The organism is Micromonospora sp. WMMD708, from assembly GCF_049315245.1.
In the GTDB taxonomy this organism is placed as follows: Bacteria; Actinomycetota; Actinomycetes; order Mycobacteriales; family Micromonosporaceae; genus Micromonospora; species Micromonospora wenchangensis.
Map to the genome: position 1 here is coordinate 1,567,090 of NZ_CP186060.1, position 25,893 is coordinate 1,592,982.

The following is a 25,893-nucleotide window of genomic DNA, read 5'->3' on the forward strand; positions in this document are numbered from 1 at the left end:
GGTTCCGGGGAAGGCGGCCCGCGTCGGGCGGGTCAGCCGGCGTGACCGGGGGAGCGGGCCGGGGCGGCGGCGACGAACGCCGCCCACTGACGGGCGGGGAAGATCAGCACCGGGCCGGACCGGTCCTTGCTGTCCCGCACCGCCACCCCGTCGGGCAGGACGGCACACTCGACGCAGTCGCCGTTGTTGGTGCTGCGGCTGCTGGTGTACCAGCGGGCGGTGGTGAGGTCGGGGGTGCGCACGGTGGCCTCCGGGGGGCGCTAGGCCGCGCCGGCCAACTCCCTGATCAACGCGCGCGACTCGGCGGGCGAGAGGGCGACCTGGCGCAGGTTGTCTGCCACCATGCTATAGGTGCGGACCCCGTCCGGGTCCTGCACGTACATCGCCCCGTCCAGCACCTCGGTGTAGGCGATCGGGCGCACGTTGGCGAAGTCCAGCAGGACGAATTTGCCGATCGCGCCGGCGGCGTGCGGGCCGTCCTCGGGGCGGAGCACCTGCACGGTGACGTTCGGCAGCTCGGACATGGTGGCCAGGTGGGCGAGCTGGGCCCGCCGGGTCTCGTCGCCGTTGACCCGTAGCCGCAGCGCCGCCTCGCCGATCACCGCGTGCAGGGTGAGCGGGTCGTCGTCGGTGAGCCGCCGGGCCCGGGTCTGCCGGAACGACACGAAACGCTCGGCGTGGTCGGGGCGGACGAATCCGGTGCCCAGGGTCAGCGCCTGGGCGTACTCCTCGGTCTGGAGCAGACCGGGGATGACCATCGACTCGAACACGAACGCCCCGTCGGCCAGCCCTTCCAGCCCGACGTACGTCTTGAACCAGTCCGGCATCACCGCGGCCCAGGGTGCCCACCAGGTCCTGGCGTCGGAGCGGCCGGCCAGCGTGAGGTGCTCATGCCTGACCCCGCGCCGCTCGGCACGCCCGAGGAGTTCCACCTGATGCTCGTCGACCTCGCGAACGATTTCGCCCCACGCCGGTTCGCGCTCTGCGAGGAGTACGGCGACCGCCTCGACGGCGCGGTCTTCGCCTGGGGCCTGGCCTTCCCCGACAGCGCCCTGCTGCGCCACGACGGGAGAACGTCGACCGGGCACTTCGCCACCGCCGAGAGTGCGTTGCGCCTCTTCACCCGCACCGGTCGCCGCCTCCACCTGATCTGGATCGACACCCCCACCCCTGTCGGAGCGGAGCAGGTTGGGGTGGGTCAGTGGGTGCGGCGTACTTCGTAGGCCGGGCCGTCGGGGAGGGCGGTGACGAACTCCTGGGCGCGCATCCGGCACCAGGCGGGGATGTCGACGGCGGCGGCCGGGTCGTCGGCGAGGACCCGCAGGACCGTGCCGACGGGCAGCTCGGGCAGCCGGCGGGCCAGCGCGATCACCGGCAGCGGGCAGCGCTGCCCCCGACAGTCCAGCACCTCCACCGGGCCGGCCCCGTCGCCGCCCGGTCCCGCCTCGCCGCCGCCCGGCCCGGTCGGGAGGCCGTCCGCGCCGGTCCGGCGGCCGTCCGGCCCGGGCGGGGTGGTCACAGGCCCACCACGCCGGCGTCGGCGCGCAGCTCGGCGACGATCCCGGGCAGCTCGGCGAGGAACCGCCGTACGTCCGCCTCGGTGGTCTCCCGGTGCAGCGACACCCGGACGTTGCCGTGCGACAGCACCCCCATCGCCTCCAGCACGTGCGACGGACGCAGCGTGGACGAGGTGCAGGAGGAGCCGGAGGAGACGGCGAAGCCGCGCCGGTCCAGCGCGTGCAGCAGCACCTCGCCGTCGACGTACAGGCAGGAGAACGTCACCAGGTGGGGGAGGCGGTCGACCGGGTCACCGACCACCTCCACGTCCGGCACGTCGGCGGCGACCCGGGACCGGATCAGGTCCACCAGGGGCGTCAGCCGGGCCGCCTCGGCCGCCGCGTCGGCCGCCGCCGCGCGCAGGCTCGCCGCCGCCGCCACCACCGCCGGCAGGTTCACCACCCCGGGGGTACGCCCGAACTCCCGCTCGTCGGCCGGCCACGGCGACTCCCACCGGGTGCCCTTGCGGACCACCAGCAGCCCGACGCCGGGCGGACCGCCCCACTTGTGCGCGCTGGCGGTCAGCACCGACCAGCCGGCGGGCACCGGCATCCGGCCGACGAGCTGGGCCGCGTCGACGTACAGCGGCACCCCGACAGCGGCGCAGGCGTCGGCCGCCCCGGTGACCGGCTGCACGGTGCCCACCTCGTGACTGGCCCCGATCAACGTCGCCAGCGCCACCCCGGGGGAGCGCACCGCCGCCGACCAGGCGTCCAGGTCGAGCCGGCCGAGCCGGTCCACCGGTACGGAGGTGGCGGCCCCACCGGCCGCGACGTGCCGCTGTGCGGCGTGCAGCACCGCGGAGTGCTCGATCGCCGAGTGCACCAGCGTCGCCCCGGCCCGCTGCCGGCCGACCAGGCCACCGAGCACGGCGGAGTGCGCGGCGTGCGTACCGCTGGGGGTGAAGGAGACCTCGTCGGGGCGGACACCGAGGGTGGCGGCGGTGGCCTCGCGGGCGGCGTCGAGGAGCTGCCCGGCGCGGCGGGCCCGGGTGTATAGGCGGGCGGGGTCGGCCCAGCCGTCGTCGAGGGCGGCCAGCAGCGCCTGCCGGGCGACCGGGTGCAGCGGCGCGGCGGTGGCCGCGTCCAGGTAGACCGGGTGGGCACTCACGGCGCAGACGCTATCGCGTCGGGAACGGACGGCACCCCCCGATGGGGGCGGACACTGACCCCAAGACCGTCGAGCCCGCCATGGTCGAGTAATCTGCGACCGTCGGTGACGCCTTTGCCGTCGGTGCTGATGGAATACCCCACCGCGGCGCGCTAGGGAGGCAGGACCAGGTGGTCGCAAGGAGTTCGGAGGTACGGCCGTCGGCCGTACGGCACGGTGCTTCCCCCGGAGCCGGTGTGCGTCGGCGGCGTGGTGCTGGCCGGCTCGCCGGGCTCGGTCTCGGCGGAGCTGCGCTGCTGGTTCTGCTCACCGGGTGTGACGTCGGCCGTTCGGTCGACGGCTTCGGCTGGCCGCAGGGCGGCATCACCCCCGAGTCGCACCGGATGTACGACCTGTGGATCGCCTCCTGCATCGCCGCCCTGGCGGTCGGTGTCTTCGTCTGGGGCCTGATCTTCTGGTGCGTCGTGCGCTACCGCAAGCGCGGCAACGAGCTGCCGGTGCAGACCCGCTACAACCTGCCGATGGAGTTCCTCTACACCATCGCGCCGATCCTGATCGTCTCCGTGCTCTTCTACTACACGGCGGTGGTCCAGACCGACGTGGTGCGCACGACGAAGAACCCCGACGTCACCGTCGAGGTCGTCGCCTTCAAGTGGAACTGGCAGTTCAACTACCGCGACGGCCAGGGCACCGAGGCCAACACCGTGGCGTCGGTGCTGGGCACCAGCGAGGTCATCCCGGTGCTGGTGCTGCCGACCAACCGGTCCATCCGGTTCGAGGAGACCAGCCGCGACGTCATCCACTCCTTCTGGGTGCCGGAGCTGCTGTTCAAGCGCGACGTGATGCCCGGCAAGATCCGTAACGTGTTCGAGGTCTCCAAGCTGGAGTCCGAGGGTGCGTACGTGGGCCGCTGCGCCGAGCTGTGCGGCAGCTACCACGCCTTCATGAACTTCGAGCTGCGGGTGGTCTCCCCGGAGGCGTACGACCAGTTCCTCGCGGCCAAGCGGGACGGCAAGTCGACGCAGGAGGCGCTGACCGCGATCGGTCAGGATCCGTACGCGAAGACCACCCAGCCGTTCGACACCCGTCGTACGAAGGACAACTTCAACCCGGACGACGCGTCCGCGAGCGCGGGAAACTGAGGTATCCGGCATGAAGACCGAGTGGCGTATCTTCCTGATCATCGCCGTGTTCCTGCTCGGCGCGACGGCCCTCTACGGCGCGTGGACCTACGGCGACTCCGGCGGCCAGGTCGAGTGGGTCGGCACGGTGGCCCTGCTGCTGTCCTTCCTGCTCTGCGCGATGTGCGGCGGCTTCTTCTGGTTCGTCTCCCGCCGCATCGACCTGCGCCCGGAGGACCGGCCGGACGGTGAGATCGCCGACGGCGCGGGCGAGATCGGCTTCTTCAGCCCCGGCAGCTACTGGCCGTTCGGGCTGGCGCTGGCCGCCGCGGTCGCCGGTCTCGGCCTGGTGTTCTGGCAGTTCTGGCTGCTCGGCCTGGGCCTGGTGATGGTCATCTTCGCCGCCTGCGGCCTGCTCTTCGAGTACTACTCCGGCACCCGGCGCACCGCCGAGCACTGATCCGACGACGACGGGCCCGCCTCTCCCTACCCGGGAGGCGGGCCCGTCGTCGTCGGGTGATCGACTCCAGCGGGCCGAAGTAGCGGTATCGCCGTGATCTGATGCCGCTGTTCCGGCTCAATTGTGGATCTCGTGGGCCGGGGGATCAGGCAGGCTCGGGCCAGACGGGTCCCTGGTCGGTCCAGGTGACACCCCGGTTGCGGCAGAGGCAGAAGGGGTGGCCGACGGGGTCGGTGTAGACCCGCCATCCGTAGCCTTCGGGGCCGACGAAGTCCTGCTTCAGGGTCGCGCCGAGGGCCAGGACGCGGCGCTGTTCGGCCTCGATGTCGTCGACTTCGAAGTCGAGGTGGAACTGCTTGGGGTGCCCGCCGTCGGGCCACCGCGGGGCGCGGTAATCCGCCACCCTGATGAAGGCCAACTCGATGTCGCCGAACCGGATGCCGGCCCACTCCTCGTCACTGCCCTGCTTGACCGGACGACCCGTCACCTCGGCGTAGAAGGCCGCCAGCCGCATCGTGTCCGGGCAGTCGATGATGAAGTCCGTGAGTCGGAGCATCAGGTGATCCTGTCATGCCGCTCAGCAGACCGGAGCCCGCGACGGACCTCGGGCCCGGTGGTGCCGCAGGGGGGGCGGGCCATGCGGCTCACCAGGCTGGAGCCCGCGACGGGACCAGGGCCCGGCGGTGCCGCCGCAGGGGCGGCTGCGGCTCACCGGGCTGGGGCCGGGAGCCGGCTGTGCCCCACTGTCAGGCGGCGTGACGACCGGGAGACGGGCGGCGGCGGTCGGCCAGGCGGGCGGGCTGGAAGGCGAAGGTGGCGATCAGCACGGCCGCGCCGCAGCCGGTGCAGAGCAGCTCGGGGCAGTCGACGCCGTGGCCGTCGGCGCACGGCGGCGCCTCGAACGGCTGAACGCCCTCGCAGGTGTCGCAGTAGAGCTCGCGGTCCGACACGGGCGTCTCCTCTCGCTCCGGAACCCGCCGATGGACATCGCCGCCATCGCCGGAAACGGAAGAACTACTCCCGTGTAGTTTCCCACGCCCCTCCGACACAGCCCCGCCAGCCCCGGGCGCGGCACGCCAGTCCCGCCAGCGCAGGGCGCGGCACGCCAGCCCCGCAGCCAGGGCCCGGCACCGCCCGCCCCGGGGGAGCGGGGCGGGCGGTGCCGGGCGGAACGGCGGATCAGAGGGAGCGGGCGACGTCGACCCAGCGGTCCAGGACGGCCGCCGCCGCCCCCGAGTCGATCGACTCGGCGGCCCGGGCCATGCCGGCGCGCACCGCCTCGGTGAGGTCGCCGTCCAGCGGGGTCTGGGTGGCCAGCGCGACGGCCGCGTTGACCAGGACGGCGTCGCGGACCGGACCGGTCTCGCCGGCCAGCAGCCGCCGGGCCACGGCGGCGTTGTGGGCCGCGTCGCCGCCCCGCAGGTCGGCCAGGGTGGACCGGGGTACCCCGAGGTCGGCCGCGTCCAGCAGCGCCTCCCGTACGGTGCCCTGCTGGGCCACCCAGACCCGGGTCGGCGCGGCGGTGGTGAACTCGTCCAGGCCGTCCTCGCCGCGCATCACGATCACCGAGTCGCCCCGGCGGGCGAAGACCTCGGCCATCACCGGGGCCATCCGGGCGTCGAAGCAACCGACCGCGCCGGCGTGCGGCCGGGCCGGGTTGGTCAGCGGGCCGAGGAAGTTGAACGCGGTCGGCACGCCGATCTCCCGCCGGACCGGGCCGGCGTGGCGCATCCCGGGGTGGAACCGGGCCGCGAAGCAGAAGGCGATCCCCGCCTCGGCCACGCACCGGGCCACCTGATCGGGACCCAGGTCCAGTGGTACGCCGAAGAACTCCAGCAGGTCGGCGGTGCCGCACAGGGACGAGGCGGCCCGGTTGCCGTGCTTGACCACCCGGACCCCGGCACCGGCCACCACCAGCGCGGTCATCGTGGAGATGTTGACCGTGTGGGCGAGGTCACCGCCGGTGCCCACCACGTCGACCGAGGTGCGCCGCAACTCCTCCGGCAGCGTCACCGGCACCGCGTTGCCGAGCATCGCCTCGACCAGGCCGGCCAGTTCGGCAGGGGTCTCGCCCTTCGCCCGTAGCGCGATCGCGAAGCCGGCGATCTGCGCCGGTACGGCGGCACCCGCCATGATCTCGTTCATCGCCCAGGCGGTGTCGGCGGTGGACAGCTCGTCGCCGCGCAGCAGCGCGTTGAGCAGGTGCGGCCAGGTCCGTTCGCCCATGGTGGGCCTCCCGAGCGGGCGTGGGGTGCGGGTGGACGGGTGCGCCCGTCACCCCGGGCGCCTGGGCGCCGCCGAGTGTCTGGGACTCAGGCGGCGGCGTGCGTACGCAGCAGCTCGGCGACCGTGGTGCCGGTGGTCACCGGGTCGAGCGGGTGCATCAGCACGCCGTCGACCTGCGCGTACGAGGCGAGCCACCGGTCGGCGGCCCGGGCGATGACCACGCACGTCGGCGGGGCGTCGTCCCGGTCGTCCTTGATCTGGCGGGCGATGCCGAGGCCGCCGCCGGGGCTGGCCTCGCCGTCGAGCAGCATCAGGTCGATCTCGTAGTCGTCGACCAGCCGGACGCAGCCGGCGTAGTCGGACGCCTCGACGAACTCGATCTGGATGCCGGGCGCGGGACGGGTGCCGACGGCCAGCCGCATCCGGTCCCGGACCTGCTGGTCGTCGCTGTAGAGCAGGACGGTGCAGAGACGTTCGCTCATGCCGGCACTCCGCTTCGCTCCGTGCCGTGATGAGGCACCGTCGCACTGAGCCTGACTCGCTCGCTGCGCTCACTCATGGGCTGTACTCCTCGTTGCTGCCCGCTGATCGTACCGGGCGGTGTGGCGTACCCGACATCCTGCCCGCCGGCCCCCGGCGGACCGGGTGTCGCGGCAGCTCAGGAAGGGGTTCCGGGGGCCGCGGCGGGGGTGGGAGGCGGATCTGCGGGGGCGGTGGTCGCGGCGTCGGAGGTGGCGGTGGCCACGGCGGGGACAGCGGCGGCCCCGGCGGCGCGGTCGCGGGCCTCCTGCCGGTCCAGCTCGCGGTCGACCCGGCGGGCCTCCCGCTCGGACTGCTTGATCCACTGGACCACCAGCACCGCGATCATCGTCACGCTGACGAACTCGCCACCGGCCCACAGGATGCCGCCGGCGACCACCTGGTCGTTCCACGGGTCGGACCAGGCCAGGTTGAGCGAGGGGTACCAGTCGCCGCCGAACAGCGTGGTGCTCTGCATGACGGTGAGCCCGAGCACGGTGTGGAACGGCACCGACAGCAGCATCAGCAGCGCCCGCGCCGGGTACGGCCAGCGGCCGGGCAGCGGGTCGAGTCCGAGCAGCGGCCAGAAGAACACGCAGCCGGTCATGATGAAGTGCGCGTGCACCAGCTCGTGCGCCCAGGCGTGTTCGAGGGTGTACCGGTACAGGTCGGTGAAGTAGAGCGCGAACGGGTTGACCACGAAGATGGCGAACGCCACCAGCGGGAAGCTGTAGACCCGGGCGATCCGGCTGTGCACGACCGCCAGCAGCCGCTTGCGCGGGCCGACCGGCAGGGTGCGCAGCGCCAGGGTGACCGGCGCGCCCAGGGCCAGGAAGATCGGGGAGATCATCGACAGCACCATGTGCTGCACCATGTGCACCGAGAGCAGGGCGGTGTCGTAGGCGTGCAGGCCGCTGACCGTGACCGCGGCGATGCCGCCCAGGCCCGGTCCGAGGAAGCAGACGGTACGGATCACCGGCCAGCTGTCGCCGCGCAGCCGCAGCCGGTGGACCCCGTAGAGGTAGAGGCCGGCGGCGAGGACCAGGCCCAGGGCGAGCCAGCTGTCCAGCCGGGTCTCGGTGAAGACCCGGGTGATGTCGAACGGCGGCGGTACCTCGACGCCGCCGGCCGCGAGGCGGGTGGGCGGGGTCGCCGAGGTGGCGGCGAAGATCGAATCGACGTGCAGCACGCTTTTCAGGCTAGGCCAGGCGAACCGGACCGCCACGATCGGGCCATCCCCGCCCCGGGTTTGGCCCCCCGCTGATCGCCCGCCCCGGTCAAGGGCAATAATGACCGCGTGACTGCGGCCCCAGCCATTGACAAGAGCCGGATCCACTCTCTGACGCGGCCCAACATGGTCAGCGTCGGGACGATCGTGTGGCTCTCCAGCGAACTCATGTTCTTCGCGGCGCTGTTCGCGATGTACTTCTCGATCCGCGCGGCGGCGCCGGAGCAGTGGGAGAAGCACACCGAGGTCCTCAACATCCCCTATGCGACCACCTTCACGGTGATCCTGGTGCTGTCCTCGGTGACCTGCCAGCTCGGTGTGTTCGCGGCCGAGAAGGGTGACGTCCACGCCCTGCGGCGCTGGTTCACGATCACCTTCGTGATGGGCCTGATCTTCGTGCTCGGCCAGGCGAACGAGTACCTGACCCTGGTGCACGAGGGCGTGAAGATCAACGAAGACGGGTACGGGTCGATGTTCTACCTGACCACCGGCTTCCACGGCCTGCACGTGACCGGCGGTCTCATCGCCTTCATCATCTTCATGATCCGCACCACCATGGGCCGGTTCACCCCGGCCCAGGCCACGTCGGCGATCGTCGTGTCGTACTACTGGCACTTCGTCGACGTCGTGTGGATCGGGCTGTACGGCATGATCTACTGGCTTCAGTGATCTTGGCGTGTCAGGTTCCGCGCCGCTGCTCCGTCCCCTGAGACAAGGTCCAACCGGTTAAGGACACAGGTCATGACTTCTGACAACGACCGCCGACGCGGTCTGCTCGCGCGCCTGCGCGGGCGGCCCGCGGCGCGCAGCAGGGGCCGCCGCCGGCTGGGCGCGGCGTTCCGGCTGATCGCCGCGTTGACGCTGGCCGGCGGCGCCTACACCGTCTTCGCCCCCGGCGTGCAGGCGCAGGAAAACCCGCCGCTCACCGGCGCCGCGGCCGAGGGCAAGGCGCTGTTCGACGTGAGCTGCGTGACCTGCCACGGCCGCAACGCCCAGGGTGTCGAGGGTCGTGGCCCGAGCCTGATCGGGGTGGGCTCCGCGTCGGTCGAGTTCCAGGTCGGCAGCGGTCGGATGCCGATGGCCCGGCAGGAGGCGCAGGCCATGCGCAAGCCGCCGGTCTTCACCGACGAGCAGGTACGCCAGCTCGGCCAGTACATCCAGGAGCTCGGCGGGGGCCCGCAGGTCCCGCAGGGCAACCTCCGCGAGGGTGCCAACCTGGCCACCGGTGGCGAGCTGTTCCGGATCAACTGCTCGCAGTGCCACGCCTTCGGCGGTGGCGGCGGTGCGCTCTCCTCCGGCAAGTACGCCCCGAGCCTGAACCCGGCCAGCGACGCGCAGATCTACGCCGCGATGCTCAGCGGCCCGCAGAACATGCCGGTGTTCGGCGACAACCAGATCACCCCGGAGCAGAAGGCGGACATCATCGCCTACATCCAGGAGACCCTGAAGGCCGACCAGGACCAGGGTGGCTTCAACCTCGGCCGGTACGGACCGTCCACCGAGGGCCTGGCGATCTTCCTGGTGGGCATCGTCGCGCTGGTCTTCGCGAGCCTGTGGATTGCAGGCAAGTCGTGACCGGGCGGATCGTCAACACCATTGCCGTGGTGCCGTGCGCCGGCACCGCCCGTAGCGAGGTGACGGCATGAGCACCAAGACCGAGCAGCACGCCCCGCAGGACCGGGAGCCGCTCGACGTCCACGACCCCCGGCTGTCCCGGTTCGACATCGTCACCGAGGGCGCCCGCCGGGACGACATCGAGATCGTTCACTACGAGGAGCAGGTCGTCCCGGGTAGCAAGGCCGAGCGCCGGCTGACCCGTACGGTCGCGGCGATGTTCCTGCTCACCGGCCTGGCCGCCACCGCGTTCCTGGTCGTCTACATCTGGTGGCCCTGGGAGTACGAGCCGGGTCGCGGCGGCGACAAGTGGTACACCCCGTTGCTCGGCCTCACCCTGGGCATCGCCCTGCTCGGCATCGGTTTCGGCATCCTCACCTGGGGCAAGAAGCTGCTGCCCAAGGAGGTCTCGATCCAGGACCGGCACGACGGTCCCGGCTCGCCGGAGGACCGGAAGATCACCGGCGAGACCATGCTCTACCTCGCCGACGAGATGGGGGTACGGCGTCGTCCGCTGCTCGGCGTCTCGCTGGTCGCCGGACTGCTACCGGTCGGCGCGGTCGCCGCGGCCCCGCTGGTCGGCGGGCTGATCTCCGACCCGCACAAGAACAACCAGATGTTCACCACCGGCTTCGCCCCGCAGGACGGGAAGAAGATCCGGCTGGTCCGCGAGGACGGCCGGCCGATCCGCCCGGCCGACGTGAGCGCCGGTGGCCAGCTCACCGTGTTCCCGGGCATCGAGCACGGGGTGAGCAACAAGCACGCCGACTCGCCGACCCTGCTGATCCACCTGCGGGAGGCCGACGCGGAGAAGTCCCGGCAGGCCAACTCGCGGGTCGGCCACGGTGACTACATGTGGGGCAACTACGCGGCGTACTCCAAGATCTGCACCCACGCCGGCTGCCCGGCGAGCCTCTACGAGCAGCAGACCAACCGGCTGCTCTGCCCGTGTCACCAGAGCCAGTTCCTGATCACCGACAACGCCCGGCCGGTCTTCGGCCCGGCGAGCCGGCGGCTTCCCCAGCTGCCGATCGAGGTGGACGAGGACGGCTTCTTCGTGGCGAAGTCCGACTACACCGAAACCGTCGGCCCCGACTTCTGGGAGCGGCCATGAAGCGCCGAAAGTTTGACGTAGCAGCGGTGCCGGGCAAGGCCGCCGGGGGAGTGGACGACCGCTTCCAGGTCGCCACCCCGCTGCGCAAGCTGCTCAACAAGGTCTTCCCGGACCACTGGTCGTTCCTGCTCGGCGAGATCGCGCTCTTCTCGTTCGTCGTGCTGCTGCTCACCGGGGTCTTCCTGACCTTCTTCTACGAGCCGGCGATGACCGAGGTGGTCTACAACGGCAGCTACGCCCCGCTGCGGGGCACCCCGATGTCCGCCGCGTACGCCTCCAGCCTGGACATCTCGTTCGATGTCCGGGGCGGCCTGATCATGCGGCAGATGCACCACTGGTCCGCGCTGCTGTTCATGGCCGCGATCGTGGTGCACATGATGCGGGTCTTCTTCACCGGCGCGTTCCGCAAGCCGCGGGAGACCAACTGGATCATCGGCTCGCTGCTGTTCTGGGTGGGCTTCCTGGCCGGCTTCACCGGCTACTCGCTGCCGGACGACGGCCTGTCCGGCACCGGTCTGCGGATCGCCTCCGGCATCATGCTGTCGATCCCGGTGATCGGCTCCTGGGTCACCTCGTCGATCTTCGGTGGCGAGTTCCCCGGCGAGATCATCATCAGCCGGTTCTTCATCGCCCACGTGCTGCTGATCCCGGGCCTGCTGGTCGCGCTGATCAGCGCCCACCTGGGCCTGGTGTTCAAGCAGAAGCACACCCAGTGGCCCGGCCCCGGCCGGACCAACTCCAACGTGGTCGGCGAGCGGATGTTCCCGCGCTACGCGCTCAAGCAGGGCGGCTTCTTCATGGTCGTCTTCGGCGTGATCGCGCTGATGGGTGGCCTGTTCCAGATCAACCCGATCTGGTACTTCGGCCCGTACGAGGCGTGGGTGGTCTCGGCGGCCAGCCAGCCCGACTGGTACGTCATGTTCCTCGACGGCTCGACCCGCCTGATGCCCGCCTGGGAGATCAACATCCCGATCGGCGACGGGTACGTCATCCCGCCGCTGTTCTGGCCGACGGTCGTGCTGCCGGGCATCCTGGTCGGCCTCTCCACGCTCTACCCGTTCGTGGAGGCCCGGCAGCTCAAGGACTACCGGCACCACAACCTGCTGCAGCGCCCCCGGGACGTCCCGGCCCGGACCGCGGTGGGCGCGATGGCCGTCGCCTTCTACATCGTGCTGACCCTCTCCGGCGCCAACGACGTGATCGCCGACAAGTTCCACATCAGCCTGAACGCGATGACCTGGGCGGGCCGGATCGGTCTGCTGTTCATCCCGCCGCTGGCGTACTACGTCGCGTACCGGATCTGCCTGGGTCTTCAGCAGCACGACCGGGAGGTGCTGGCCCACGGGGTGGAGACCGGCATCATCAGGCGGCTGCCCGACGGCCGGTTCGAGGAGGTCCACCAGCCGCTCAGCGCCGGTGACGGCCACGGGCACGGTGAACTGGACTACGTCGGCTGGGTGGTGCCGAAGAAGATGAACCGGCTCGGGGCGCTCGGCCCGGCGATCCGGGGCTTCTTCTACCCGATCGAGAAGCCGGTCGAGGCGCCGGTCTCGCCGGGGCACCCGCCGGTGGAACCCCGCCCCGAGCGGGAGGAGATCGGCAGCGGGGATTCCCGCCGCTGACCTGCCCGTACCACTCTGCACCGAAGCGCCCGCCGGAGTCCTCCGGCGGGCGCTTCGTCCGTTCCGGTGGCCGACCCGCGCGGCGGGCGGTGGTTGCCGTGACCGGCCACCAACGGGTGGAAAGCGCAGGAATAACCCGCGCCAGCCGGGTATCCGTGCGGTCCAACGAAAACGGGGAGGGAACATGTTGGGTATCAAACGCCTGGGACTGCTGGCCACGCTGGTGGTGGTCGGCCTGGCCCCCGCGGCTGCCGCGCAGGCCGCCGCGCAGCCGTCGGCGCAGGACACCCAGTACCTGCAGGCGGTGCACCAGGTCAACCTGGCCGAGATCGTCACCGGGAACCTGGCCCAGAAGAAGGGGCAGAACGAGCAGGTCAAGCAGTTGGGGCAGCAGTTCGTCACCGATCACACCCAGCTCGACCAGACGGTGAAGAGCACCGCCCAGCAGCTGAACGTGACCCTGCCGAACGCGCCGACGGCCGACCAGCAGAAGGTGATCGACAAGCTCAACGGCCTCAACGGCGCCGCGTTCGACAAGGCGTGGGTGACCGCTGAGCTGGCCGGTCACGTGCAGGCCATCCAGGCCACCCAGACCGAGATCTCGCAGGGCTCCGAGCAGTCGGTGGTCCAGCTCGCGCAGGACGCGCTGCCGGTGTTGCAGGCGCACTACGACGCGCTGGTCGCCCTGGCCCAGGAGCTGGGCGTCCCGGTCCCGCAGACCAGCGCCAGCGGCACCGCGAGCCCTGGTGGCAGCGGTACGCCGGCTCCGGGTGGCACGACCGAGTCCCCGGCCCCGGGCGGCACCACGGAGTCACCGGAACCGGGTGGCACCACCGAGACGCCGGCTCCGGGTAACAGCTGACGTCCCGTACCACCTGACGGTGGCCGGTCCCCGACGGGGCCGGCCACCGTCGCCTGTCCGGCGCGGCGGTCAGTCGGCGCTGGCCAGCCCGATCGCGAACGCCTCCTCCAGGTCGTGCTGGGAGTAGGCGCGGAAGGCGATGTGCGACTCGGTGTTGAGCACGCCGGGGACCTTGGAGATGCTGCCGGCGATGACCTTGGCGATCTGCTCGAACTCCCGGACCCGGACGATGGCGATCAGGTCGACGTGCCCGGCCACCGAGTAGACCTCGCTGACCCCGGGCAGGTTGGCCAGGTTCTCGGCCACCTCGGGGATCGAGTCGGTGGCGCAGTCGATCAGGACGATCGCGGTGATCACTGACGATTCTCCGTTCGTCGTGCCGGGCGCGACGCCGGCCTGGCGTCGCTGACCATGCTAGTGCCGCTTCTGTCCGCCCCCGGGCCGCCGGGGTGGGGCTGTCGCAATGTCGCTGATTCAGCGGTGTCCGGCCGGGCGGAGGCCGCAACATCGGCGATGTCGCGGTGACCAGGACCGACCGGCGGCACGGGTCAGAGCAGCATGGTGCGGGGGTCGGCGGCCATGGCGCGCAGCCAGGCGGCCGCCTCCGGGGCCCCCGGGCAGCGGGCGGTGTCCAGCGCGGCGGCCAGGGCGTACATCTCGGGCGGCGGGATGAGCAGGCTCTCCTTGCTGCGCAGCCCCAACTTGACCGTGCCGGTGTCGGTGGTGACGGTGAGCACCGGGGTACGGGTGACCGCGCCGGTGGCGACCACCGAGCCGTCGCTGGCGACGCCGGTGTGCGCGACGGCCGTCGCCTGCAACGTCACCGACCGGGCGGCCCGCAGGTCGACGCTCTTCGTGGTGAGCCGGACCACGGTGAGCCGGGAGCCCTCCAACCAGGCGTTCGTCCGCACGACGCTGGTGACCAGCAGGCCGACGAGGACGGCGACCAGCCCGGCCGACAGGAGGGCGACGAGCGCCGGCACCGCCCCGCTGCCCGAGGTGCCCGCACCGACCGACGCGTTCAGGACGGTCCCGAGGACGGCACCGACACAGCCGCAGGTCACCGTGAGCAGGACACCCAGCACCACCAACGAGACGACCCGACCGGTACGGCTCGACCGGTAGCCGATCGACAGGGGGATCCGGGGCGCGGAGGGCTGCATGCCGGTGATTCTGACACCGGTGATCAACCTTCGCCCGGCGGGGCGGCCACGGTGAGCCCGTCGGCCGCCCGGATCACGTCGCGGAGCCGTTCGTGACGGCCGACCGTCGCGCCGGGCCACACCACCACGCGCTCCACGTCGCCGCGTACCACCGCACCCGCGCCGACCACCGCGTGCCGGACCCGGCCGGTGACGGTGGCGTCCGGAGCGACCAGGGCGTCGTCGCCGGCGGCGTGCAGGTTGGCCGCCAGGTAGTCGGCGGGCGTGCCGGTGTCGAAGAACGTGCCCGGGTACGGCACCACGGTCAGCTCGCCGGCCGCCTCCGCCGGCCGCCACACCGTGCGGACCAGGTCACCGAAGCTCGCCGGCAGCTCCCGCACCCGGTGCCAGGGCAGCAGCGAGAAGCCGGTGAACACGTGCCCGTCGAAGGTGCCGGGGGCGCGCGGGTCGGGCGCCGGCCGGCCCAGCAGGCGTACGGACCGGAAGTCCCACCCGGCCAGCAGCGCCGCGATGTCCGGGCCGGGGGCGGCACCGGGATCGGCCAGGTACGCGTCGGCGTTGCCGACCAGCACCCCCCGCCCGCCGATCCACTCCCGCAGGTTGCCCAGGCCGCCGGCGGTGCCCAACGGGTCACCCGGCTCCACCGACAGGTGCGCCCGGTCACCGACGTGCGTCACCACCTGGTCGGCCAGATAGCAGGCGTTCACCGCCACCCGCTGCGGCCCGTGCAGGCCCAGCCCGGCCAGCCGGTGCAGGGCCCGGTCCAGCAGCGGCACGTTGCCGACCGGGCAGAGCGCCTTGGGTACCCGGGCGGTCAGCGGGCGCAGCCGGGTGCCCTCACCGGCGGCGAGCACCACCGCGCACAGGCCGTCCGGGGCGGTCATGTCGTCGGCTGGCCGGCCTGCGGCCCGATGCCGTAGTGGCCCAGCAGGTTGGCGGTGGCCCGGCTCAACCGGGGCAGGTCGTCCAGCGGGTGCCAGGCCGCCTCGAAGACCTCCGCGCCGTCCACCTTCAGGGTCGTGGTGGCGGCGGGCACCTCCGCCTCGAAGACCATGTCCACCCAGCCCCGGGTGTGCACCACCGCGTTCGGCACGGCCGGGCGGAGCTGTTCCGGGGCGAGCCGGACGCCGGACTCCTCGTACAGCTCGCGGGCCGCGCCGACGACCGGGGCCTCCCCGCGCTGGAGCAGGCCGGCGGGCAGCGTCCAGCTGTGCCCCGGGGGCTGGCGCAGCAGCAGGAGCCGGCCGGCCCCGGCGGCCCCGCTGTCCCGGACCAGGGTCACCGCGCCGACGACGTACTTCGGCCCGGCGAGCCGGACCAGGCGACGACGCACCGAGACCGGCAGCCGGTAGAAGACCTTGTACGCGACGGCCCGGCCGGTGGCGCGGGAACGGAGGATCATGGTCTCCAGGCTAGGCCGTCGGTGCGCTGCCGTGCGGTGCGGGGCGACCGGTCACCCGGCCAGGGCCTCACTGCCGATGGTCGACCAGGTCGATGAGCTGGCGGACCACGGTGTCCGGTTCGACGGCCCGGTCGAAGACCGCGACCAGCAGGGTCTCCAGGTCGGGATAGCCGAGTTCCTCCGACAGCCGCAGCAGCGGCAGGTCGCTGGCCAGGCCCCGGTCGTGCTTGCGCAGCGCCAGGCCGATGGTGGCCCGCCCGAGGCGGACCTTGTCGGCGATGGAGATGCCGGGCTCGGTGTGCTCGGTGAACCAGCGGCTGATCTGCATCTGCGCGTGCGGCGACTTGACGAAGTCGAGCCACTCGCGGCGGGGCCCGCGGGGGGCGACGTCCGCCTCGAAGCCGCTCTCCGCGTCGCTCTCGGTGTAGATCTCCACCACGTCGCCCTCGTCCAGTTCGGACGCGAGCGGCGCGAGCCGGCCGTTGATCCGCGCCGCGAGGCAGTGGTCGCCCAGCTCGGTGCCCAGTTCGTAGGCGAGGTCCACCGGGGTGGCCCCGGCCGGGAGCACCACCTGCCGGCCGTCGGCGACCACCTGGATCTGCGCCTCGGCCAGGTCACACCGCAACGACTGGAGGAACTGGGCCGGGTCGGGGGCCTCCTGCTCCCAGTCGAGCACCCGGCGCAGCCAGGAGAGCTGGTCGGTGTTGCTGGCCCCGGTGGCGGCCCGGGGGAAACGGAAGTCGGCGGCCACGCCGTACTCGGCGCAGCGGTGCATCTCCCGGGTGCGGATCAGCACCTCGACCGTGCGCTCCTGCGGGCCGCAGACGCTGGTGTGCAGGGAACGGTAGAGGTTGTTCTTGGGGGAGGCGATGAAGTCCTTGAACCGGCCGGGGACCGGCCGCCAACGGCCGTGCACCGCGCCGAGGGCGGCGTAACAGTCGGTGGCCGGGCCGTCCACCACGATCACGATCCGGGGCAGGTCGTACGGCACGGCGTGCCCGCCGGCCACGGTGTCCTTCCAGATCGAGTAGAGGTGCCGGGGGCGGACGCTCACCTCGGCGTCGACCCGGCTGCGGCGCAGCGCCACCTTCGCCTGGGCCACCACGTCGTCGAGGTAGGCGTCCCAGCCGGGCCGGTCGTGCACGTGCCGGGCCAGCCGGGCGTGCTCGTCGGGCTCCAGGTGCAGCAGCACCACGTCGTCCAGGTCACGCTTGAGGGTCTGGATGCCGAGCCGGTCGCAGAGCGGGACCAGCACCTCCTGGGTCTTGCGGGCGATCCGCTCCCGGGAGGCGGCCGAGCGGACCCCGAGGGTGCGCATGTTGTGCAGCCGGTCGGCCAGCTTGATGATCAGCACCCGGACGTCCTTGCCGGCCGCGATGATCATCTTGCGGATCGTCTCCGCCTCGGCGGCCTTGCCGTAGAACGCCTTGTCGAACTTCGTCACCCCGTCGACCAGGTGCGCCACCTCGGGCCCGAAGTCCTCGCTGAGCGCCTGGAGGGTGTAGCGGGTGTCCTCCACCGTGTCGTGCAGCAGCGCCGCGACCAGGGTGGTGGTGTCCATCCCGAGGTCGGCGCAGATCTGGGCGACCGCCAGCGGGTGGGTGATGTACGGCTCGCCGCTCTTGCGGAACTGGCCGCGGTGCATGTTCTCGGCGATCGTGTACGCCCGACGCAGCACCGAGGCGTCCGCGCTCGAATGGATACCGCGGTGGGTGCGGACCAACTGGGTCACCGGGTCGGCGTCGTTGGCCGGCCAGCTCAACAGGGACCGGAGCCGCCGGGTCAGGGGCAACTCGCCCGGCTGGGCCGGGAGCGCACCCCCCAGGGCGGCGCCGTGTCCGGCGTCGACGTCCACGAGGGACACCTCCTCACCCCGGCTCCACGGTCACCGTCGCCGGCAACCGGAAGCAGGCCCACGAAACGGGCAGGACTGCACTCCCTTAACAGACTAAGCGAGGCGGGGTCGTCCGATCGGACACTTGCTCATGAGCGTTCGGTCGAGAGTTGGTGGGACCCGCCGCCCTCGGCCTTCGCCAGCAGGTCACGGAAGCGTCCTGCGCCGGCCACCGGGGACGACCAAACGGAGGTCATCTCCACCAGCCGGGTCTCCGGTCGTTCCAACCAGGACAGGATGCGTTCGGTCTCCTCGGCGGTGGCCCGGGGCACCGGCCCGTGCCCGCCCGGCTCCACCGTCTCGGCGGTGGCCCGGATCGCGGTGATCGTCGGTCGGGGGTGGACGCCCGGCGGGGACACCCCGGCCCCGGCGAGCCGCCCGTACCGGACCAGCGCCAGCTCCCAGCCGCCCCCCGGGGCGGGCCGGGCGGCGGCCAGCTCGGCGATCCGGGTCAGCCCGGCCAGCCGCTGCATCCGGACGGTGGCCCGCAGCACCGCCGCCAGCCGGGAGCGCACCACCGCCGCCTCCTCGTAGCGCTGCGCGGACGCCAACGCCTCGATCCGGGCCAGCAGGGCGTCCACCACCACCTGCGGGTCACTGGTGGTGGCGGTGCGGAACGGGGCGACCGCGCGGTCGTCGTACTCCTGCGGGGTGATCCGGTGCTCGCAGGGCGCCGGGCAGCGGCCCAGCTCGGCCAGCGCGCAGGCCGGCGTGACCGTGCGCAGCGACAGCCGGTGGGTGCACTGGCGCAGCGGCACCGCGTCGTGGAACCCGGCGGCGGCCAGCTCGGCGGCCCGGGTGGAGCGGAACGGGCCGAGGTAGGCGGTGTCGCCGGGGGCCAGGCCGCGCACCACCGACAACCGGGGGTACGGCCCGCCGGTGAGCTTGAGCCACACCATCCGTTCCGGATACTTCGACCGCCTGTTGTACGGCGGCGCGTGCGCGGCGATCAGCCGCAGCTCGCGGACCTCCGCCTCCAGCGGGTGGGCGCACGGGACCGCCTCCACCCGCTCGGCGGCGGCCAGCATCTCCGACATCCGGGCCCGCTTCTCGGCGGCGGTGAAGTAGCTGCGGACCCGGGTGGCGATGTCGCCCGACGTACCGACGTAGAGCGGTCGGTCGTCGGCGGCCCGGAAGATGTAGACCCCGGGCCCCTTGGGCAGACCGTCGGCGAGGTGCCGCTTGCGCCGCTGGGTGGGGCTGACCGCGCGGGTGAACTCGATCGCCTCGCCGACGGTGTCGACCCGGTGCCCACCGAGCCGGGCGATCAGCCCGTGCAGCACGTCCACGGTGGCCTTGGCGTCGTCGAGCGCGCGGTGGGTGGGCTGGGTGGCGGTGCGGAAGTAGGCGGCCAGGGTGCCCAGCTTGCGGTTGGGCACCTCGTCGCGGCTGAGCACCCGCCGGGCCAGCGCCGCTGTGTCCAGCACCCGGGGGTTGGGCCAGCGGTAACCGTGCTTGGCGCAGGCGGCCTTGAGGAACCCCACATCGTACGGCGCGTTGTGGGCCACCAGCACGGCGTCGGCGACGAACTCCAGGAAGCTCGGCAGCACCTGCTCGATCGGCGGCGCGGGCAGCAGCATGGCCTGGGTGATGCCGGTCAGCACGGTGATGAACGGCGGGACCGGCACCCCCGGGTTGACCAGGGTGGCGAGCACCCCCAGCTCTTCACCGCCGCGCACCTTGACCGCGCCGATCTCGGTGATGCCCCCGCCGTCGGGTGAGCCGCCGGTGGTCTCCAGGTCGACCACCACGAACGTCGTCGCGTACAGCGGCAGGGCGGGATCGACGCCGCCGGCCGACCGGTCCAGACCGGCCAGGGTCTGCTGGACGTACTCCCCAGGTGCCACGGGCGGCAGGTTAACCGTTCGGTCCGACACTCCCGTCACCGCAGCCCCAGGGGCCCCTGGCGGCGTAGGATGAGAGATCGGCTCACTCATCCGGCGGTGGGCCCGGTCGCGGTGGGAGACTTGCCCCATGCCCCTCACCGACCCGCACGACGACCACCTCCCGCTGGAGGGGTCGTCCACCGCCGCGCCCGGTGCCGGCGGGGACCCGGGTGCGGGGGCGCCCGAGGCCGAGGCCACCCCTCCCATGCCCGAGGAATCCGACGCCGGTGGGCCGGTGGACGGGCTGCCGGAACCGGAGCCCGTCCTGCCCGAGCCGGTCCGGCAGCGGATCGTGGCGCTCACCGCGGCGGTCCTGCCCGTCCTGCCCGCCGACGAGGTGCCGGTGCCGCTGCGCCGGGTGGCGAAGTTCGCCCCCAACCGCCGGGCCCGGCTCGGCGGCTCGGTGATCGCCGCCCAGCTCACCGCCGACCCGCTGTTCCGGCAGCGGGTCACCGCCCGGGTCCTGGCCGACGCCGGTGACCTCGGTACGGCCGTGGTCGAGGGCACCGCACCGGCCGCCGCCGACCCGGTCGAGGTGGCCGCGCTGGCCTACCTGGTCCGGCCCCGGGGCTGGCGGGAACTGATCGACGCCAGCGGCGCGGCGGTCCGCGCCGAGGCGGACAGCGCGGTCGTCGCCGAACTGGTCCGTGAGGCCGAGCAGCGGGCCACCCGCGCCGAGCACGACCGGGCGGTGGCCCGGGTCGAGGCGGACAAGCTCCGCGACGAGCTGGCCCGGGTCCGTGAGGAGTTGGGCCAGCTCCGGGAGGAGAACCGCCAACTCCAGCGTGGCCTGCGGGAGACCCAGGCCCGGGAACGCCGGGCCAACGAGCTGCTCGCCACCGAACGCGGCCGGGCCGCCCGCGCCGCCGCCGACAGCGACGCCGAGCTGCGCCGGGCGCGGGCCCGGCTGGCCGAGGCCGAGGCGGCGGCGGGCGTGGCCAAGGCCAGCGCCAAGGAGGCCCGCTCGGTCGACGACGCCCGGCTGTGGCTGCTGCTGGAGACGATCGGCCAGGCCGCCGTCGGACTGCGCCGCGAACTGGCCCTGGACCCGGTGGACAAACTCCCCGCCGACTTCGTGGCCGACGCCTTCACCGACGCCCCGGCCGCCACCCCGGGCGGGCCGGCCGCCCGCGCCCGGGACACCGACGACCCGGCCCGGCTGGACCAGCTGCTCGCCCTGCCCCGCGCCCACCTGGTCGTCGACGGCTACAACGTCACCAAGCGCGGGTTCGGCGAGATGTCCCTCGAACAGCAGCGCAAGCGGCTGATCACCGGGCTCGGCGGGATCGCCGCGCAGACCGGCGACGAGGTGACAGTGGTCTTCGACGGCGCGGAGCGGATGCACGGCCTGCCGCCCACCCCGCGCGGGGTGCGGGTGCTCTTCTCCCGCAAGGGCGAGACCGCCGACGAGCTGATCCGCCGGCTGGTCCGGGCCGAGCCGCCCGGCCGTCCGGTGGTGGTGGTCTCCTCCGACCGGGAGGTCGCCGACGGGGTGCGCCGGCACGGGGCGTACCCGCTGGGGGCCGACTCGCTGCTGCGCCGGCTGGCCCGCTCCTGAGTTGGGCGGCGCGCGGCGGTGGTCAGGTCGTCGGGGACGGGCTGAGCACCGCGCAGGCGGCCAACGCCTCGCGGGTCTTCGGGTCGCTGTCGACGAGCCGGTCCGGATCCTGGCCCCGGTCGGTGAGGCAGGTGCGGTAGGCGGTGGACCGCCCGTCGTCCGAGCCACCCGGACGTGCGCCCGGTGCGCCGGATGCGCCGGGGCCGCCCGGCCGGCCGCTGGGCTGCACCGACGCACACGCCTGCTGCGCCTTCTGCCAGGTCTGTTCGTCGACCCCCTCGGGACGGCCGCCGCCCGGGAAGCCGCGCCCCGCGCCCCGCGACGGGTCGGCGCTGCCGGTCGGGAAGCCCGACGGTCGGGCGGTCGGGCGGTCGGTCGGGAAGCCCGACGGCAGGCCGGACGGGCGTGCGCCGCCGGGGCCGCGTGACGGGTCCATCGTCGGCAGCGCCACGCCGTTGTTCCGCAGGCACTCCTGGTAGGCCGCGAAGGAGTTCCCGGCCCCACCCGCGTCACCCGGCCCGTCGTCGTCGGACCCACCACCGCAGGCGGCCAGCAGCAACGTGGCCGAGGCGGCGGCGGTCATCACGGTCGCCAACCGACGGAACCTCTTGGTCAACGGCACGGGCCCTCCTCAGGCTTCATCCGGTAGCTGCTCAGCGAACCCGTCGTACCTCGTCGGCGGCTCGGACCCGGCTCGGAGTTCCCTCGGAGCGCGACCCGGGGCACCTGCCGCACCGGTCTGCTGCTCTGCGGCCGGGCGGGCAGTCGGGCCGGGGTCCGGTTCCGAGCGAACTCTGAGGTGCGGTCGAGCCGACCGCGAGGCGGGCTGCGCAGACTGCCCGACCATGGGGATCGGTCTGAGACGACGCTGGCGTACCCGGCGGACCCGGTGGTGGGCGGCCGGTGCCGCCGGTCTGCTGCTGCTCGGCGCGGCCGGCGTACGCGTCTGGACGGCGGACACCCCGCACGCGTCGACCCGACCGGTGACGGTGGCCGTCGACCGGGGGCCGGTCGTCGTCGAGGTGGCCACCACGGGCACCGTCCAGCCGGCCACCACCCGCGGCCTCAGCTTCACCGTCGCCGGCACGGTGCAGACGGTCGGCGTGCGGCCGGGCAGCGTGGTCACGGTCGGCCAGCAGCTCGCCACGCTCGCCGAGGCCGACACGGCCGACGCGGCGGACACCGTCCAGGACGCCAGGACCGAGCTGGCCGAGGCGCGGGACGCGCTGACCACGGCATGGGACGCGGCCGACGACCCGGCACCGGACTGCGCCACCGGCACCGGGTCCGGCGCCGGGGCACGACCGGTGCTCTGGCACTCGCCGGAGCCCACCGGCACGACCGGGGCGACACCGACCACCGGCACGCCCACCACCGGCGGCAGCCCCACGTCCCGACCCACCGCGAGCTCGGCCTCGCCGAGCCGTACGCCAGGTGGCCCCGTGCCGACCGCCACCGGTGGACCGGGCGCGGCCCCGGCCCCGGCAGGCCCCGGGAGCGGTGGCGCGGACTGCGGCGCGGACGCCGGGGACGCTGCCCGGGGCACCGACCCGATCCTGGCCGCCCAACGCCGGGTCAACCGGGCCGAGGCCGCCCTCGCACAGGCGCAGGAGGCCCTCGACGGTGCCACCATCAGCGCGCCGATGGCCGGCACCGTGCTCTCCGTGGCCGGGCCGGTGGGCAGCCGGGTGAACCGGGACAGCACCTTCATCACCCTGGCCGACACGTACGCCATGCAGGTGGTGGCGACGTTCCCGGAGGCCGACGCCGGGGCGCTCGCGGTCGGGCAGAGCGCCACACTGGCCCTGGCCGGCCGGCCCGGGCAGCCGTTCGAGGCGAGCGTGGTGCAGGTCGATCCGGTCGGCACCACCGACGGCACGATGGTCCGCTACGGCGTCGTGTTGTCCTTCACCACCGCCCCGGAGGACCTGCTGGTCGGGCAGAGCGCCGCCGTGACGGTGCAGACCGGTGCGGTGCGGGACGCGGTGCGCGTGCCGTCCACCGCCGTACACGAGGGGCCGGACCGTACCGGCAGCGTGCTGCCGGCGGACGGCGGTCCGGCCCGCACCGTCACCGTCGGGCTGCGCGGTGGCCAGTACACCGAGATCACCTCCGGGGTCGACGCCGGTGAAGTGGTGCGGCGCTCCTGGTGACAGCCGGCGCACAGGTCCGGCACAGCAGGCGTGAAGGCTCGTCCGGTACGCAGTTCGGGTGCACACCGACATCCTCCGGCCGCCCACGGCCGGCCCCACCCCGAGCGTCGGGGGCGAACCCGCCGGTGCCCGCCTGCTGGTGGTCGACGACGAGCCGAACATCTGCACCCTGCTGGCCGCCACCCTGCGGCTGGTCGCGTACGACGTGCGGGCGGCGGGGTCGGGGCGGGCCGCGCTGGCCGGTGTGGAGGAGTTCGCTCCGGACCTGGTGATCCTCGACGTGATGCTGCCCGACCTGGACGGCTTCGAGGTGGCCCGGCGGCTGCGCGCCGCCGGCCGGCCGGTGCCGGTGCTCTTCCTGACCGCCCGGGACACCGTCGAGGACCGGGTCGCCGGGTTGCTGGCCGGTGCGGACGACTACGTGGCCAAGCCCTTCAGCCTGGAGGAGGTGGTGCTGCGGATCCAGGCGATCCTGCGGCGCTCCCGGGCGGAGCTGCCGCCGGCCCCGGGCAGCCGGCTGCTGCGCTACGCCGACCTGGAGCTGGACGACGACGCCCACGAGGTACGCCGGGCCGGGCGGCCGGTCGACCTGTCGCCCACCGAGTTCCGGCTGCTGCGCTACCTGCTGATCAACGCCGGTCGGGTGGTGAGCAAGGCGCAGATCCTGGAGCAGGTCTGGGGCTACGACTTCGGGGGCGACGGGCGGATCGTCGAGTCGTACGTCTACTACCTGCGGCGCAAGGTCGACCGCGCTGATCCCCCGTTGATCCACACGGTGCGCGGCGTGGGCTACACGCTGCGGCTGCCGCGCGGCAACGAGTGAGGCGGCTGGCCCGGGTGCGCCCCTGGTCGCACTGGACGCTGCGGTCCCGACTGGTCCTGGTCGTCGGGGCGCTCGCCACGCTGGCCCTGCTCGGGGCGAACACCGCCGGCCTGCTGCTGCTGCGAAGCTACCTGGTGGACCGGGTCGACGAGCGACTCGCCGGACAGGTCCGCCCGTTCACCGGCGAGCCCCGCCTACCCAGCGGGTCGGCGGCCAGCGGGTCACCGGGTGTGCTGGCCGGACGGCTCGCCCGGCTCGGGCCGGACCAACTCGTGCTGTTCTACCGCGCCGACGGCACCCGCGACGCCGCGCACAGCAGCACCCCCAGCGCGACGGCACCGGACCCGGGCACGCTGGCCGAGGTGACCGCCCGGGCCGGTACCGGCCGGCCGTACACCGTTGCGGGTGCTCACGGCGAAGCCGACTGGCGGCTGTTCGCGGTGCCGGCGGACGGCACCGGCGCGGTCGTGGTGGTCGGTGCCTCGCTGGCCGAGGTGAACCGGACCGCCGACCGGCTGCTGCTCATCGACGTCGCGGTCACCGGCGGGGTGCTGCTCGGCCTCGGGCTGCTGGCCGCTTCGGTGGTGCGGCTCGGGCTGCGCCCGTTGACCCGGATGGAGCGGGTCGTCGCCGGCATCACCGGCGGCGACCTGACCCACCGGGTGGACGACACCGACCCGCACACCGAGCCCGGTCGGCTGGGTACCGCGGTCAACCTGATGCTGGACCGGATCGGCACCGAGATGAGCGCCCGCGCCGCCTCCGAACGCCGGCTGCGGCAGTTCGTCGCGGACGCGTCGCACGAGCTGCGGACGCCGCTGACCTCGATCCGCGGCTTCGCCGAGCTGTACCGGCGCGGGGGCGCCCCACCCGGTGCCGTGCTGGACGAGACGATGGGCCGGATCGAGAGCGAGGCGGCCCGGATGGGTGTGCTGGTGGAGGACCTGCTCCTGCTCGCCCGACTGGACCGGCAGCGCACCCCCGCGCGGCGGCCGGTGGATCTGCTGGGGATCGCCGCCGACACCATCCGCGACGCGCACGCCCGGACGCCGGGCCGGCCCGTGCGGCTGAGCACCCTCGTCGAGCACGACCCGACCTTCGAGACACCGACCGTGCTCGGCGACGAGCACCGGCTGCGCCAGGTCGCCGCGAACCTGGTCGACAACGCGGTGCAGCACACCGGGCCGACGGTCCGGGTGACCGTCCGCGTCGGTCGGCTCGCCGCCCCGCCGGCCGGGCCGGTCGTCCGCTCGGGGCCGGTGCCCGCGTCGGACGCGGACGGATACGCCGTGCTGGAGGTGCACGACGACGGGCCGGGCATCCCCGCCGGGCACGCCGGTCGGGTCTTCGAGCGGCTGTACCGGGCCGACCCGAGCCGGGGCCGGGCCGGCGGGGGCGGCTCCGGCCTGGGACTGTCCATCGCCGCGTCGATCGTGCACGCGCACGGCGGCTGGATCGAGCTGGACACCGGTCCGGGTGCGGGGACGACCTTCCGGGTGCTGCTGCCCGCCGTACCGTCGCCGCCGACCTCGTCGCGCGGCGACCCGGCGGCGTCGATTCCGAGCCAGCTCTGAGCTTGCG

28 protein-coding genes are annotated in these 25,893 nt (G+C 73.3%); 12 read left to right on the forward strand and 16 right to left on the reverse strand.

Translation table 11 applies throughout. From position 1 onward, the window contains the following. Positions 1–32: 32 nt before the first annotated feature. Together ACN260_RS07205 and ACN260_RS07210 are read right to left on the reverse strand one after the other, a co-directional pair. Complete coding sequence (locus ACN260_RS07205) at positions 33–242, reverse strand: DUF397 domain-containing protein (protein WP_422755246.1); 210 nt, start codon at positions 240–242, stop codon at positions 33–35. Between the two features lie 18 nt (positions 243–260). Beyond that, positions 261–827 carry a DUF5753 domain-containing protein gene (locus ACN260_RS07210; RefSeq protein ID WP_422756642.1) on the reverse strand — a complete coding sequence of 189 codons (567 nt, stop codon included), beginning with the start codon at positions 825–827 and terminating at the stop codon, positions 261–263. A 63-nt stretch (positions 828–890) separates the two neighbouring features. Between ACN260_RS07210 and ACN260_RS07215 the strand changes: the two genes are divergently transcribed. Then, entirely contained in the window at positions 891–1,223 is a 333-nt protein-coding gene (locus ACN260_RS07215) for a hypothetical protein (RefSeq protein WP_422755247.1), read from the forward strand. On the opposite strand, the gene ACN260_RS07220 is transcribed toward ACN260_RS07215, so the two are convergent. Both ACN260_RS07220 and ACN260_RS07225 read right to left on the reverse strand, forming a co-directional pair. Further along, positions 1,199–1,414: a sulfurtransferase TusA family protein gene (locus ACN260_RS07220; RefSeq protein WP_422756643.1), complete on the reverse strand. Its 216-nt coding sequence runs from the start codon at positions 1,412–1,414 to the stop codon at positions 1,199–1,201. The two genes, ACN260_RS07215 and ACN260_RS07220, sit on opposite strands and share 25 nt — an antisense overlap. 101 nt (positions 1,415–1,515) lie before the next feature. Continuing rightward, positions 1,516–2,667, reverse strand: coding sequence for a cysteine desulfurase family protein (locus tag ACN260_RS07225; protein WP_422755248.1), 1,152 nt, complete (start codon positions 2,665–2,667; stop codon positions 1,516–1,518). A gap of 170 nt (positions 2,668–2,837) precedes the next feature. On the opposite strand from ACN260_RS07225, the gene coxB reads away from it, so the two are divergent. Then, a complete protein-coding gene (gene coxB, locus ACN260_RS07230; protein ID WP_088644664.1) occupies positions 2,838–3,809 on the forward strand; it encodes a cytochrome c oxidase subunit II in 972 nt (323 codons plus the stop codon). Positions 3,810–3,819: 10 nt separating this feature from the next. Beyond that, a complete protein-coding gene (locus tag ACN260_RS07235; protein WP_420118887.1) occupies positions 3,820–4,248 on the forward strand; it encodes a cytochrome c oxidase subunit 4 in 429 nt (142 codons plus the stop codon). Positions 4,249–4,393: 145 nt separating this feature from the next. On the opposite strand, the gene ACN260_RS07240 is transcribed toward ACN260_RS07235, so the two are convergent. The 5 genes from ACN260_RS07240 to ACN260_RS07260 all read right to left on the reverse strand — a co-directional run bounded on the left by ACN260_RS07240 (position 4,394) and on the right by ACN260_RS07260 (position 8,182). After that, positions 4,394–4,804 carry a VOC family protein gene (locus tag ACN260_RS07240; protein WP_422755249.1) on the reverse strand — a complete coding sequence of 137 codons (411 nt, stop codon included), beginning with the start codon at positions 4,802–4,804 and terminating at the stop codon, positions 4,394–4,396. A 190-nt stretch (positions 4,805–4,994) separates the two neighbouring features. Beyond that, positions 4,995–5,198: a hypothetical protein gene (locus ACN260_RS07245; RefSeq protein ID WP_422755250.1), complete on the reverse strand. Its 204-nt coding sequence runs from the start codon at positions 5,196–5,198 to the stop codon at positions 4,995–4,997. Positions 5,199–5,427: 229 nt separating this feature from the next. Next, the gene (gene trpD / locus ACN260_RS07250; protein WP_422755251.1) at positions 5,428–6,474 is read right to left on the reverse strand and encodes an anthranilate phosphoribosyltransferase; all 1,047 of its coding nucleotides are present in this window, start codon (positions 6,472–6,474) and stop codon (positions 5,428–5,430) included. 86 nt (positions 6,475–6,560) lie between these two features. Continuing rightward, positions 6,561–6,956, reverse strand: a complete 396-nt coding sequence (locus ACN260_RS07255) for a hypothetical protein (RefSeq protein WP_088644669.1) — start codon at positions 6,954–6,956, stop codon at positions 6,561–6,563. 176 nt (positions 6,957–7,132) lie between these two features. Continuing rightward, a complete protein-coding gene (locus tag ACN260_RS07260; protein WP_422755252.1) occupies positions 7,133–8,182 on the reverse strand; it encodes a cytochrome c oxidase assembly protein in 1,050 nt (349 codons plus the stop codon). 108 nt (positions 8,183–8,290) lie between these two features. On the opposite strand from ACN260_RS07260, the gene ACN260_RS07265 reads away from it, so the two are divergent. From ACN260_RS07265 to ACN260_RS07285, 5 genes are all read left to right on the forward strand, one after another. Further along, positions 8,291–8,890 (forward strand): cytochrome c oxidase subunit 3, encoded by a 600-nt coding sequence (locus ACN260_RS07265; RefSeq protein WP_088644671.1) that lies wholly within the window; start codon positions 8,291–8,293, stop codon positions 8,888–8,890. A gap of 72 nt (positions 8,891–8,962) precedes the next feature. Next, positions 8,963–9,796 (forward strand): cytochrome c, encoded by an 834-nt coding sequence (locus ACN260_RS07270; protein WP_204927835.1) that lies wholly within the window; start codon positions 8,963–8,965, stop codon positions 9,794–9,796. A 67-nt stretch (positions 9,797–9,863) separates the two neighbouring features. After that, positions 9,864–10,949: a ubiquinol-cytochrome c reductase iron-sulfur subunit gene (locus ACN260_RS07275; RefSeq protein ID WP_422755253.1), complete on the forward strand. Its 1,086-nt coding sequence runs from the start codon at positions 9,864–9,866 to the stop codon at positions 10,947–10,949. Further along, positions 10,946–12,571: a cytochrome b gene (locus tag ACN260_RS07280; RefSeq protein WP_422755254.1), complete on the forward strand. Its 1,626-nt coding sequence runs from the start codon at positions 10,946–10,948 to the stop codon at positions 12,569–12,571. Before ACN260_RS07275 ends, ACN260_RS07280 begins: the two co-directional genes overlap by 4 nt. A 184-nt stretch (positions 12,572–12,755) precedes the next feature. After that, positions 12,756–13,433, forward strand: a complete 678-nt coding sequence (locus ACN260_RS07285) for a DUF4142 domain-containing protein (RefSeq protein WP_088644675.1) — start codon at positions 12,756–12,758, stop codon at positions 13,431–13,433. A 69-nt stretch (positions 13,434–13,502) separates the two neighbouring features. Here ACN260_RS07285 and ACN260_RS07290 read toward each other — a convergent pair whose 3' ends face one another. The 6 genes from ACN260_RS07290 to ACN260_RS07315 form a co-directional block, all read right to left on the reverse strand. Beyond that, the gene (locus tag ACN260_RS07290; protein ID WP_088644676.1) at positions 13,503–13,790 is read right to left on the reverse strand and encodes an Lrp/AsnC family transcriptional regulator; all 288 of its coding nucleotides are present in this window, start codon (positions 13,788–13,790) and stop codon (positions 13,503–13,505) included. A gap of 191 nt (positions 13,791–13,981) precedes the next feature. Then, the gene (locus tag ACN260_RS07295) at positions 13,982–14,596 is read right to left on the reverse strand and encodes a hypothetical protein (protein ID WP_422755255.1); all 615 of its coding nucleotides are present in this window, start codon (positions 14,594–14,596) and stop codon (positions 13,982–13,984) included. 23 nt (positions 14,597–14,619) lie between these two features. After that, positions 14,620–15,480 (reverse strand): sugar phosphate nucleotidyltransferase, encoded by an 861-nt coding sequence (locus ACN260_RS07300; protein WP_422755256.1) that lies wholly within the window; start codon positions 15,478–15,480, stop codon positions 14,620–14,622. Next, the gene (locus ACN260_RS07305) at positions 15,477–15,998 is read right to left on the reverse strand and encodes an NUDIX hydrolase (protein WP_422755257.1); all 522 of its coding nucleotides are present in this window, start codon (positions 15,996–15,998) and stop codon (positions 15,477–15,479) included. The genes ACN260_RS07300 and ACN260_RS07305 overlap by 4 nt, the downstream gene beginning before the upstream one ends. Before the next feature lie 67 nt (positions 15,999–16,065). Next, positions 16,066–17,853 carry a RelA/SpoT family protein gene (locus ACN260_RS07310; protein ID WP_422756644.1) on the reverse strand — a complete coding sequence of 596 codons (1,788 nt, stop codon included), beginning with the start codon at positions 17,851–17,853 and terminating at the stop codon, positions 16,066–16,068. A 128-nt stretch (positions 17,854–17,981) separates the two neighbouring features. Next, a complete protein-coding gene (locus ACN260_RS07315) occupies positions 17,982–19,739 on the reverse strand; it encodes a DEDD exonuclease domain-containing protein (protein WP_422755258.1) in 1,758 nt (585 codons plus the stop codon). Between the two features lie 127 nt (positions 19,740–19,866). Between ACN260_RS07315 and ACN260_RS07320 the strand changes: the two genes are divergently transcribed. Next, positions 19,867–21,336 (forward strand): NYN domain-containing protein, encoded by a 1,470-nt coding sequence (locus ACN260_RS07320; protein WP_422755259.1) that lies wholly within the window; start codon positions 19,867–19,869, stop codon positions 21,334–21,336. Positions 21,337–21,358: 22 nt separating this feature from the next. On the opposite strand, the gene ACN260_RS07325 is transcribed toward ACN260_RS07320, so the two are convergent. Next, entirely contained in the window at positions 21,359–21,958 is a 600-nt protein-coding gene (locus ACN260_RS07325; RefSeq protein WP_422755260.1) for a hypothetical protein, read from the reverse strand. Positions 21,959–22,181: 223 nt separating this feature from the next. Between ACN260_RS07325 and ACN260_RS07330 the strand changes: the two genes are divergently transcribed. The 3 genes from ACN260_RS07330 (at position 22,182) to ACN260_RS07340 (ending at position 25,886) form a co-directional block, all read left to right on the forward strand. Beyond that, complete coding sequence (locus ACN260_RS07330; protein ID WP_422755261.1) at positions 22,182–23,489, forward strand: efflux RND transporter periplasmic adaptor subunit; 1,308 nt, start codon at positions 22,182–22,184, stop codon at positions 23,487–23,489. Positions 23,490–23,622: 133 nt separating this feature from the next. Then, positions 23,623–24,312 carry a response regulator transcription factor gene (locus ACN260_RS07335; protein ID WP_422756645.1) on the forward strand — a complete coding sequence of 230 codons (690 nt, stop codon included), beginning with the start codon at positions 23,623–23,625 and terminating at the stop codon, positions 24,310–24,312. Between the two features lie 14 nt (positions 24,313–24,326). After that, positions 24,327–25,886: a sensor histidine kinase gene (locus ACN260_RS07340; RefSeq protein WP_422755262.1), complete on the forward strand. Its 1,560-nt coding sequence runs from the start codon at positions 24,327–24,329 to the stop codon at positions 25,884–25,886. The last annotated feature ends 7 nt before the right edge of the window (positions 25,887–25,893 follow it).